Here is a 9,565-nt window from a genome sequence, read left to right on the forward strand (position 1 = left end):
CCGCCGTGGTTCAGCCGGCCAGCCGGACGAGCGCATGACGCTTCTTGCCGGCGGAGAGCTTGATCGGGGCGGAAAGAGCCGCCGTGTCGATCATGAGCCCCGCATCAGTGAGCGGTTCGTCATTCAGGCGCGCGCCGTTTTCGGCGATCAGGCGTTTGGCTTCCTTGCCGGTCTTCGACAGCCCGGTGCGCACGAGCAGCTGCGCGACGGAGATGCCGCCCGCGACCTCTCCGGCCGACAGTTCCAGCGTGGGCAGGTCGTCCCCGGTGCCGCCCTTTTCAAAGACCTCGCGCGCGGTGGCCTCGGCCGCCGCGGCAGCGTCGGGGCCATGCAGGATGGCGGTGGCCTCGTTGGCGAGAATGACCTTGGCTTCGTTTATCTCGGACCCGCCGAGCGCGCCGAGCCGGTCGCATTCCTCGACCGGCAGTTCGCTGAAGATCTTGAGGAACCGCCCGACATCGGCATCGGTCGAATTCCGCCAGAACTGCCAGTATTCGTAAGGCGAGAGCATGTCGGCGTTCAGCCAGACGGCACCACCGGCCGACTTGCCCATCTTCTTGCCGTCGGAGGTCGCCAGCAGCGGCGTCGTCAGCCCGAAGATCTGCGCGTCGATGACCCGGCGCGTCAGGTCCACGCCGTTCACGATGTTGCCCCACTGGTCCGACCCGCCGAACTGCGCGAGGCAGTTGTAGCGGCGATTGAGTTCGAGGAAGTCGTAGGCCTGCAGGATCATATAGTTGAATTCGAGGAAGGACAGCGACTGTTCCCGGTCGAGCCGGGATTTCACCGATTCAAAGGACAGCATCCGGTTGATGGAAAAGTGCCGCCCGATGTCCCGGAGGAATTCGAGGTAATTCAGATTGTCCAGCCATTCCGCGTTGTTGAGCATTAGCGCGGGGTTGCCCGGCCGGTCGTAGTCGAGGAAGCGGGCGAAGACTTTCTGGATCTGCGCGATATTGGCGTCGATCGCCTCGTTCGTGAGAAGCGGACGCTCCTCTGACCGGAAGGAGGGATCGCCGACCTTGGTCGTGCCCCCGCCCATGAGCGTGATCGGCTGGTTGCCGGTCTTCTGGAACCAGCGCAGCATCATGATGTTCATCAGGTGGCCGACATGCAGCGATTTCGCCGTCGCGTCGTACCCGACATAGGCCGTCACCATCCCCGCGCTGAGCGCGTCGTCCAGAGCCTGATAATCGGTGCAGTCGGCGACAAAGCCGCGCTGCATCATGATTGCCAGAAAGTCCGACTTGGGATGGTAGGTCATGTCTCTTGTCCCGGGTTGATGTGCAGGGCACTCTATAGGTGGCAGGCAGGCAAAGGAAAAGACCGTGTCGAAGGCGGGAATGCAGAAAGGCCCGGTGCGGGCGCTCGGGGCGATGTCCGGGACATCTCTCGACGGGGTGGATGCGGCGGTGGTGGTGACTGACGGGGTCGAGATCCACGGCTTCGGGGAAAGCGACTACCGGGTCTATTCAGAGGAAGAGCGCACCGTACTGCACCGCGCGCTTGGCCAGTGGCCGAACGATCCGGACGTGGCGGCGGCGCGGGACGTGGTGATGCGGGCGCACGAGGCGCTGCTGGCGAAGTTCCGCGACGTGGACATTGTCGGGTTCCACGGCCAGACATTGGCACATGATCCGCGAGGGAGGGGCACGCACCAGGTCGGGGACGGCGACCTTCTGGCGGCGACGCTCGGGCTGCCGGTGGTCTGGGATTTCCGCTCCGCCGACGTGGAGATGGGCGGTGAAGGCGCGCCGCTGGTGCCGTTCTTCCACCACGCCTGCGCGCGCTACATCGGGGCGACGGAGCCGGTCGCGTTCCTCAACCTCGGCGGGGTCGGCAACCTGACCTGGGTGGACCCGCGGGTCGAACGGGCAGAGGCGGAGGGCGCGGTGCTGGCCTTCGACACGGGTCCGGCCAATGCGCCGGTGAACGACCTGCTGCGGGACCGGCGGGGGCTGGACTACGACGAAGACGGGAAGCTGGCGATGACCGGCAAGGTCGAGACGGGCGCTCTCGAGCTGTTTCTCGACGATCCCTATTTCTCTCGCATGCCGCCCAAGTCTTTGGACCGTAACGCCTTTCCGGAGATGATGTCGCTGGTCCGCGAGCTGAGTGATGCGGATGCGGCGGCGACGCTGACGGGGATGGCGGCGGCGTCAGTTCTTCGGGGGATGGAGCATTGCCCGGAGTCTCCGGCGCAGCTGCTGGTCTGCGGGGGCGGGCGCAAGAATCCCGTGCTGATGGAGATGTTGCGGGTCGCGCTGGACTGCCCGGTCCAGCCAGTCGAGGAGGTCGGGCTGGACGGCGACATGCTGGAAGCACAGGCGTTCGGATATCTTGCGGTGCGTGTCGCGCGGGGGCTGCCGACCTCGGGGCCATCGACAACCGGGGTCAGGATGGCGGTCGGCGGCGGGCAGGTCTCCCGACCGTGAGAAGAGCGGCCGGGCGGGGGCGCTGCCCCCGTGCCCCCGGAGTATTTCCGGCAAGATGAAGATCAGTCCGCGATATAGCGGTCGCGGTCGTGGTTGAAGGCGATGACGGCGTTGAGCACCAGCGCGCCGAACAGCGAGTAAAGCACGACGCGGGGCGGGAACAGGAAGGCGGCGGCGGCGAAGATCAGGCCGTCGACGATCAGCTGGACATACCCCGCACGGAAACCGGTCCTGTCCTGAACCATCAGCGCGACAACACCGAGCCCGCCGAGCGAGCCCTTGTGGCGGAAGGTGCCGAGCAGGCCGAAGCCGGTGAGCACGCCGAAGATCGCGGTGCCCAGCACGGGGTTGAGGTAGTCGAACTGCATCCCGAGCGGCAGGTAATCGACCAGCAGCGACAGCACCGTCACGCAGCCAATGGATTTCAGTGTGAATTCCGGACCGAGCCGCTTCCAGGCAAAGGCGTAGAAGGGCAGGTTCACCAGCCAGAAGACAAGGCCGAAGCTGGCGCCGGTCAGGTAACTGACGATCAGCGCTATGCCGGCTGTCTGCCCGGTGATGAAGCCGAGCGTGGCAAGGAAGGTGACGCCGACGCCTGCCGCGACGAGGGAGATGGTGAGGCCCTGAAGGTCCTCCAGCCACGTATGCTGCTGGCGGTATTCGGTCGGTATCGGGATCGGCGAGGGCATGTCGGGACGTTAGGGTCGGCGATGTCCCGCTGTCGAGGCACAACGTGGCGGCAGGCCGCCGCCGTCCGGAAATGCTCAGGAACCGGGCAGGGGCGGGGTCCGTTGGTCGCGCAACGGGGGTGACCCCGCAACCGAAAGGACCAAGACATGCCTGATATCAAGAATGCCCGCATCATCATCCTTGCCACCGACGGGTTCGAACAGAGCGAGCTTGAAGTGCCGCGCGACATGCTGCGTGCCGCGGGGGCCGAAGTTCACGTGGTGAGCCCCGACGGCGAGGCGATCCGCGGGTGGAGCAAGACCGACTGGGGCCGTGAGGCGGAGGCCGACAAGGCGCTGGCCGATGCGGATGCGGCGGATTACCACGCGATCGTGCTGCCCGGCGGCCAGATCAACCCGGATGTGCTGCGCACGAAGCCCGAGGCGGTGCGCTTCGTGAAGGAGATGCACGATGCGGGGAAGGTCGTTGCGGCGATCTGTCACGGCCCGTGGATGCTGGTGGAAGCCGGGATCGTAAAGGGCCGCAAGGTGACCTCCTATCCGTCGATCCGGACCGACGTCGAAAACGCCGGTGGTCTCTGGGAGGACAGTGAAGTCGCAACCGACAAGGGGATCGTGACGTCCCGCAACCCCGGAGACCTCGATGCATTCGTGCAGAAGATCATCGAGGAGGTCGAAGAGGGGCGCCACGACCGCGCGGCCGCCTGACCCGGTGGTTTGACCCGATAGCAGAACGATTGGCAGCCGGTTGTTCCGGCTGCCTTTTTCCTTGTCCGGCTTATCCGGCGAGCGCCTTGTTCAGGTTCTGATCGATCTTTTCGAGGAAACCCATCGTGGTCAGCCAGCCCTGATCCGGGCCGACCAGCAGGGCGAGATCCTTGGTCATGTGCCCGGATTCGACCGTGTCGACGATGACCTTCTCCAGCGTGGTGGCGAATTCCATCAGCTTGGTGTTTTCGTCCAGCTTGGCGCGGTGCTTCAGCCCGCCGGTCCAAGCATAGATGGAGGCGATGGAGTTGGTGGAGGTCTGTTCCCCGGCCTGATGCTGGCGGTAGTGGCGGGTAACGGTGCCATGCGCGGCCTCGGCCTCAACGATCTTGCCGTCGGGGGTCATCAGCTGCGAGGTCATCAGGCCGAGGGAGCCGAAACCCTGCGCGACCGTGTCGGACTGCACGTCGCCGTCATAGTTCTTGCAGGCCCAGACGAAGCCTCCGTTCCACTTCATGCAGCAGGCGACCATGTCGTCGATCAGGCGGTGTTCGTACCAGATTTTCTTCTTCTTGAACGCGTCCTCGAACTCCTGCTCGAAGACCTCCTGGAAGATGTCCTTGAAGCGGCCGTCATAGGCCTTGAGGATGGTGTTCTTGGTCGAGAGATAAACCGGCCAGCCCAGCATCAGACCATAGTTGAGCGAGGCGCGGGCGAAGTCGCGGATGGAGTCGTCGAGGTTGTACATCGCCTGATAGACCCCGGCGGAGGGCGCATCGAAGACGTCCTTTTCGATGACCGTCCCGTCCTCTCCGACGAATTTCATCGTCAGCTTGCCGGCGCCGGGGAAGGTGAAATCGGTCGCCTTGTACTGATCGCCGAAGGCGTGACGGCCGATGACGATCGGCTTGGTCCAACCGGGAACCAGACGGGGGACGTTGCGGCAGATGATCGGCTGGCGGAAGACGACGCCGCCGAGGATATTGCGGATGGTGCCGTTCGGCGATTTCCACATCTTCTTGAGGTTGAATTCCTCAACCCGCGCCTCGTCCGGGGTGATGGTGGCGCATTTGACGGCGACGCCGACCTCTTTCGTCTTCATCGCGGCGTCGATCGTGATCTGGTCGTCGGTCGCGTCGCGGCTTTCCATGCCGAGGTCGTAGTAAAGCAGGTCGATGTCGAGATAGGGCTCGATCAGCTTTTCCTTGATGAAGGCCCAGATGATGCGGGTCATCTCGTCCCCGTCCATCTCGACGATCGGGTTGTCCACCTTGATCCTGGTCATCTGCTGTCACCTCCTGCTGCGGTCTTTCGGGTGGTAGCCCATTCCGCCGGGCCGGGGAAGGAAGCTTGCCCCAGCATCTCGGAAAATCATGACGATTTCCTATTCGCCGTGCACCGGCGCGGCGAGCGGACGGTCGAGGCTGCGCATGCGGACCAGCGCCGGAATGGCCAGCGCAAGCAGGACCAGGACGCCGCCGATCTGGGGCAGGGTGGTGCCGTCGAACATTTGGGCGATGAGCGTGGCGATCACACCCGCCGCAACCGTGGATATCGCGCCCATGACGCTTGCCGCGAGGCCCGCGATATGGCCAAGCGGTTCCATCGCCAGCGCGTTCAGGTTGCCGATGGTCAGGCCCATCTGGAAGAAGATCGCGGTCTGCCAAAGCACGTAGGCCCAGAAATACACAGTCCCCGTCACGCCGGAGAGGTGCAGCGCCAGCATCAGCAGGGTGAGGGTCAGCGTCACGAAGATCGCGATGGAAATGATCGCCCGCATCCCGAGCCGCATCACGAAGGTCGCGTTCACCACGGAGGAGGAGGCGCAGAAGATGCCGATGGCGAAGAAGTAGAGGGCGAACTGGTCCGCCTTGCCGAAGATCTGGTCGAAAGTCGGCTGGATCAGGGAGATCGAGGTGAAGAGGACCGAGAAGATCAGCAACTGGACGTAGATGGAGTTCCGCACCATGGGATAGGACATCATCTCCTTCAGCGCGGTCCAGAGTGCGGTGAGGTTCAGCGGACGGCGTGCCCCGACCGGAAGCGGTTCGCTCAGGCGCGCGTTGACCCAGGTCGAGGAGATGACGGCAAAGATCACGAAGGCCACGAAGATGCCGCGCCATCCGCCAAGCGCGATGATACCCGACCCGAGCAGCGGCGCGAGGGAGGGCACGATGGTGAAGATCAGCATGACGAAGGACACGATGCGCGCCATCTCCCGCCCTGAATAGAGGTCCCGGATGATCGCGATGGAGACGATGCGCGGCCCGGCTGCGCCGATGCCCTGCATGATGCGGGCGGCGACCATCAGTTCGATCGTCGGGGCGGCCCAGGCCAGCACCGCCCCAAGGATGTAAAGCGCCGCGCCGAGGTTGATGATCGTCTTGCGCCCGAAGGCATCCGACAGAGGCCCGGTAAACAGCGTACCCACCCCCATGCCGACGAAGAAGGCCGACAGGACCAGTTGCGCGCGGTTCGGTGCCTCCGGCGTCAGGTCCTGCGCCATGACGGGCAGGGCCGGCAGCATGGAGTCGATGGAAAACGCGACAGTGGCCACCATCATCGCCATCATGGCAATGAATTCGGATTGTGAGATCTTGGGGGTCATGAAGCCTCGGCTGGCGGAACGGCCTGTGCTAGCACGGCTTCAGGGGAAGGGCCACGCTTTGCAGGTGCAGAAAATGGCAAGGGCGGCTTGTCCCGCCGATCAGGTAAGCACCTTTTCCATGAACACGCGGGGAAAGCCGTTCTGGGTGGCGCGATGCGTCTCCCGGTAGCCGATCCTGAGGTAGATCGCGACGTTTTCCGCCATGCCTTCATGGGTATAAAGCCGGATCCGGTCATAACCGGCGGCGCGCGCCTGATCCTCGGCAAAGGTCATCAGGCGCTTTCCGACGCCGGTTCCCTGTGCCTCCGGCGCGACGGCGATATTGTCCAGCAGCAGCGTGTCCGCCTCCGGGATCAGCACGAGGATGCCGGTCAGATCCGGTGTGCCAGTAACATGCACGCGGCCCTCCGCGATGAGGGCGGCGTAGTCGTCCAGCATGGGGCCGGGCGTCTGTCCGATGCGATCGATCCAGGGGCTGTAGGCGGCATGGACGATCGCCTCCACCGCCGGGCGGTCGGTGCTGCGGGCTGGCCGGGGGTCATTCACCGGCGGTGATTTCGTCGATGACCTTGACCCAGAGTTCTGGCGGCTGCGCGCCGGGCACCGCGTGGCGGCTTGCGACGACAAAGGTCGGCACGGCGTTGACGCCCATCTTGCGGGAATGGGCATCGCGGTCGCGGATCATCTCCTCATCCGCATCAGAGGCGAGCAGGCGGCGTACGGTGGCGGCGTCCATGCCGATCCCGTCCGCCAGATCCGCCAGAACCTCCCGGTCGCCGATGTCGCGGCCATCCACGAAATTGGCGCGGAACAGCGCGTCGACCATGGCGTTCTGGCAGCCTTCGATCCCCGCCCAGTGGATCAGCCGGTGCGCGTCCAGCGTGTTCGGCGTGCGGGAGATTGCGTTGAGATTGGCCTCGACCCCGATATCCTCGAAATGCTCGCCGATGCGGTTGTAGGTGGAGGTCGCCTTGTCACCGAACTTGGCGCGCAGGTAGTCCTGCCGGTCCATCCCCTCCCTCGGCATGTCGGGGTTGAGCTGAAAAGGGTGCCATTCGATCACGAAGGGGTGGTCGGGACGGTCGGCAAGGGCGCGTTCCAGCTGCACCTTGCCGATGTAGCACCAGGGGCAGATCGGGTCGGACAGAATATCCAGTTTGACAACTTTCTCTTCCATGTCAGAGCCTTGCCTTTCGAAGTTTGCCGCGGCGCACGCAGCGGGGGAGGATCATGCCGGGGCTTTCCGGGCGTCCCAGATGTCGCGCAAGCCGCGCCGCAGCAGCTTTCCGTTCGGATTGCGCGGCAGTTCCGGCAAGTGCACGAAGGCGCGGGGCTGCTTGTACCGGGCGAGCCGCTCTGCGGCCACGGCCAGCAGCGCGGCTTCGTCCAGCGGGGCCGGGCCGGTGTAGAAGGCGATGATAAGCCGGGCGTCGGCCTTCACCGCGCAGTCGATGACGCCGATTTCTGTGATGCCGGGGATGTCGTTCAGCGCCGCCTCGACCTCCAGCGGGGAAACCCGGTAGCCGCCGGCATTCATCATGTCGTCGGCGCGGGCCATGTAGGTGATCTGGCCGTTCTCGTCCATGCGGCCATGATCGCCGGTAAGGAACCAGTCGCCGTCGAACTTCGCCTGCGTGTCCTCTGGCGCGCCGTAGTAGCCGAGCATCAGGCCGGGATCGGAGCGGTGGATGGCAATCACGCCTTCCTCGTTGAGCGGGACGGGACCGTCGGGTCCGAGGATCGCGACGCGGCGACCTTCCTGCGGCTTGCCAAGCGCGCCGGGCGCGGCAGGGCTGCCGGGCGCGGCGGAGACGAAGGTGGAGCATTCGGACATGCCGAAAGCTTCGTAAAGCTCTCCACCACCGGCATCGCGCCACTGGGTCCGGATCTGGTCGGAAAGCTTTTCACCGGCGGTCAGGCCGTGTCGCAGCTTCGGCAGATCGATTGTTTCGTTATCTTTCAGGATCTTCCTGTAAACGCCAGGGGCAGCTGCAAAAATCGTTGCTTCGTATCGCTTCATGAGCAATGGCAGAACGCCCGTATCGACTCCCTCGGCGGGGATGAGGGCGGTGGCGCCAACCGACCACGGGTCCATGAGCCCTGTGCCAAGCGTGTAGGTCCAGTTGAAGGCGCCCGCGTGCATCAGCCGGTCGCCTTCGCCAAGGCCGTACCAGCCGTGGTGCATCATACCGCGTGCCCAGATGGCACGATGTGCATGCATCACGGCGCGGGCTTTGCCGGAGGTGCCGGAGGTGTACACGATGTATCCCAGTCGATCCGGGTCACCCATGGCAAAATCGGCCGGGGGCAGGTCGTGCATCTGCCGCAGCGCCTCTGTTCCGATGACCTTGCAGGCCACATCCGGACAGGCGACGGCAGGATCGCGCAGGATGCCGGCGGGGGACAGTTCGGCCACCATCTTGGCGACCTCCCGCTCTGTCAGTTGGGAAGACGTCGGAACAGGAACCATTCCCGCGGTGATGGCGGCGAGGTATGCAATGGGAAAGTCGACGGAATTTCCCAGCCGCATCAAGAGGATGTCGTTCGGGGCAAACCCGTTCTGCAACAGACCCGTGGCCGTGCCACGGATGGCGGCCTGCAGACGCGCGTAGGACCAGCGTTCCGCTCCGGAAGGGCTGACGATGGAGAGCGCGATCTTGTCGGCGAGCCGGTCGGCATGGGCCAGCACATGCGCCGCCATATTGAAAGGCGCGGGCGGGGGCGGGAATGCGCCGTGATCGAAGACAGACAGCATGGTGACAGGGTTATGCCCCGCCGGAGACGTTGGCAAGAACCTGTTCAGACCCGAACGGCAGATGCATTGGCGGGTTTACGCGGTGCTTCCCGCCGATATCCGGGTAATGCGATAAAGCGGACGCTCCGCGTCGTCGCGGGTGCGGTTGCCGATGTCGGTAATGCGCCAGTCTTCCAGTTCGTCCAGCATCTGACGCGCCGGCGTTCCGGTCACGCCGGAGAGATAGAGTGCAAGGTCGGTCTCGAACCCGCCGAGGCTGCGCAGGACCTCGGGATCGGCCGCCGGCCAGCGCTTGGTGATCGCGGGCAGGTAGCTGTCCCAGTCTTCGCGAATGTCGTTCCAACGCATGTGCCGCGTCCTTCTTCCGTTG

The 9,565-nt window shown here is 64.6% G+C and carries 10 protein-coding genes; 2 read left to right on the plus strand and 8 right to left on the minus strand.

The annotated features are described in order from the left end of the window. Positions 1-10: 10 nt before the first annotated feature. Positions 11-1,264 (minus strand): tyrosine--tRNA ligase, encoded by a 1,254-nt coding sequence (gene tyrS / locus IEV87_RS05410; protein WP_188476636.1) that lies wholly within the window; start codon positions 1,262-1,264, stop codon positions 11-13. A gap of 79 nt (positions 1,265-1,343) precedes the next feature. On the opposite strand from tyrS, the gene IEV87_RS05415 reads away from it, so the two are divergent. After that, positions 1,344-2,435 (plus strand): anhydro-N-acetylmuramic acid kinase, encoded by a 1,092-nt coding sequence (locus IEV87_RS05415; RefSeq protein ID WP_188478353.1) that lies wholly within the window; start codon positions 1,344-1,346, stop codon positions 2,433-2,435. Positions 2,436-2,497: 62 nt separating this feature from the next. Here the strand turns inward: IEV87_RS05415 and IEV87_RS05420 are convergent, their stop codons facing one another. Further along, positions 2,498-3,124, minus strand: a complete 627-nt coding sequence (locus IEV87_RS05420; RefSeq protein ID WP_188476637.1) for a YitT family protein — start codon at positions 3,122-3,124, stop codon at positions 2,498-2,500. Between the two features lie 147 nt (positions 3,125-3,271). Between IEV87_RS05420 and IEV87_RS05425 the strand changes: the two genes are divergently transcribed. Continuing rightward, positions 3,272-3,832: a type 1 glutamine amidotransferase domain-containing protein gene (locus IEV87_RS05425; RefSeq protein ID WP_188476638.1), complete on the plus strand. Its 561-nt coding sequence runs from the start codon at positions 3,272-3,274 to the stop codon at positions 3,830-3,832. A 70-nt stretch (positions 3,833-3,902) separates the two neighbouring features. Here the strand turns inward: IEV87_RS05425 and IEV87_RS05430 are convergent, their stop codons facing one another. The 6 genes from IEV87_RS05430 to IEV87_RS05455 form a co-directional block, all read right to left on the minus strand. Continuing rightward, positions 3,903-5,117, minus strand: coding sequence for an NADP-dependent isocitrate dehydrogenase (locus IEV87_RS05430; protein ID WP_188476639.1), 1,215 nt, complete (start codon positions 5,115-5,117; stop codon positions 3,903-3,905). A gap of 99 nt (positions 5,118-5,216) precedes the next feature. After that, positions 5,217-6,440, minus strand: coding sequence for an MFS transporter (locus tag IEV87_RS05435; protein WP_188476640.1), 1,224 nt, complete (start codon positions 6,438-6,440; stop codon positions 5,217-5,219). A gap of 99 nt (positions 6,441-6,539) precedes the next feature. Next, positions 6,540-6,986 carry a GNAT family N-acetyltransferase gene (locus IEV87_RS05440; protein WP_229737434.1) on the minus strand — a complete coding sequence of 149 codons (447 nt, stop codon included), beginning with the start codon at positions 6,984-6,986 and terminating at the stop codon, positions 6,540-6,542. Continuing rightward, entirely contained in the window at positions 6,979-7,617 is a 639-nt protein-coding gene (locus tag IEV87_RS05445; protein WP_229737435.1) for a DsbA family oxidoreductase, read from the minus strand. The genes IEV87_RS05440 and IEV87_RS05445 overlap by 8 nt, the downstream gene beginning before the upstream one ends. A gap of 51 nt (positions 7,618-7,668) precedes the next feature. Further along, positions 7,669-9,195, minus strand: a complete 1,527-nt coding sequence (locus IEV87_RS05450; RefSeq protein ID WP_188476642.1) for a class I adenylate-forming enzyme family protein — start codon at positions 9,193-9,195, stop codon at positions 7,669-7,671. Positions 9,196-9,270: 75 nt separating this feature from the next. Beyond that, the gene (locus tag IEV87_RS05455) at positions 9,271-9,543 is read right to left on the minus strand and encodes a hypothetical protein (protein ID WP_188476643.1); all 273 of its coding nucleotides are present in this window, start codon (positions 9,541-9,543) and stop codon (positions 9,271-9,273) included. Between the last annotated feature and the right edge of the window lie 22 nt (positions 9,544-9,565).

This window comes from Primorskyibacter flagellatus, assembly GCF_014638275.1.
Lineage (GTDB): Bacteria > Pseudomonadota > Alphaproteobacteria > Rhodobacterales > Rhodobacteraceae > Pseudooceanicola > Pseudooceanicola flagellatus_A.

Coding starts and splice junctions, on each gene's coding strand:
- IEV87_RS05425 (WP_188476638.1), top strand. CDS start 3,272: ATGCCTGATATCAAGAATGCCCGCATCATCATCCTTGCCACCGACGGG.
- IEV87_RS05445 (WP_229737435.1), bottom strand. CDS start 7,617: ATGGAAGAGAAAGTTGTCAAACTGGATATTCTGTCCGACCCGATCTGC.
- IEV87_RS05430 (WP_188476639.1), bottom strand. CDS start 5,117: ATGACCAGGATCAAGGTGGACAACCCGATCGTCGAGATGGACGGGGAC.
- IEV87_RS05455 (WP_188476643.1), bottom strand. CDS start 9,543: ATGCGTTGGAACGACATTCGCGAAGACTGGGACAGCTACCTGCCCGCG.
- IEV87_RS05435 (WP_188476640.1), bottom strand. CDS start 6,440: ATGACCCCCAAGATCTCACAATCCGAATTCATTGCCATGATGGCGATG.
- IEV87_RS05450 (WP_188476642.1), bottom strand. CDS start 9,195: ATGCTGTCTGTCTTCGATCACGGCGCATTCCCGCCCCCGCCCGCGCCT.
- tyrS (WP_188476636.1), bottom strand. CDS start 1,264: ATGACCTACCATCCCAAGTCGGACTTTCTGGCAATCATGATGCAGCGC.
- IEV87_RS05420 (WP_188476637.1), bottom strand. CDS start 3,124: ATGCCCTCGCCGATCCCGATACCGACCGAATACCGCCAGCAGCATACG.
- IEV87_RS05415 (WP_188478353.1), top strand. CDS start 1,344: ATGCAGAAAGGCCCGGTGCGGGCGCTCGGGGCGATGTCCGGGACATCT.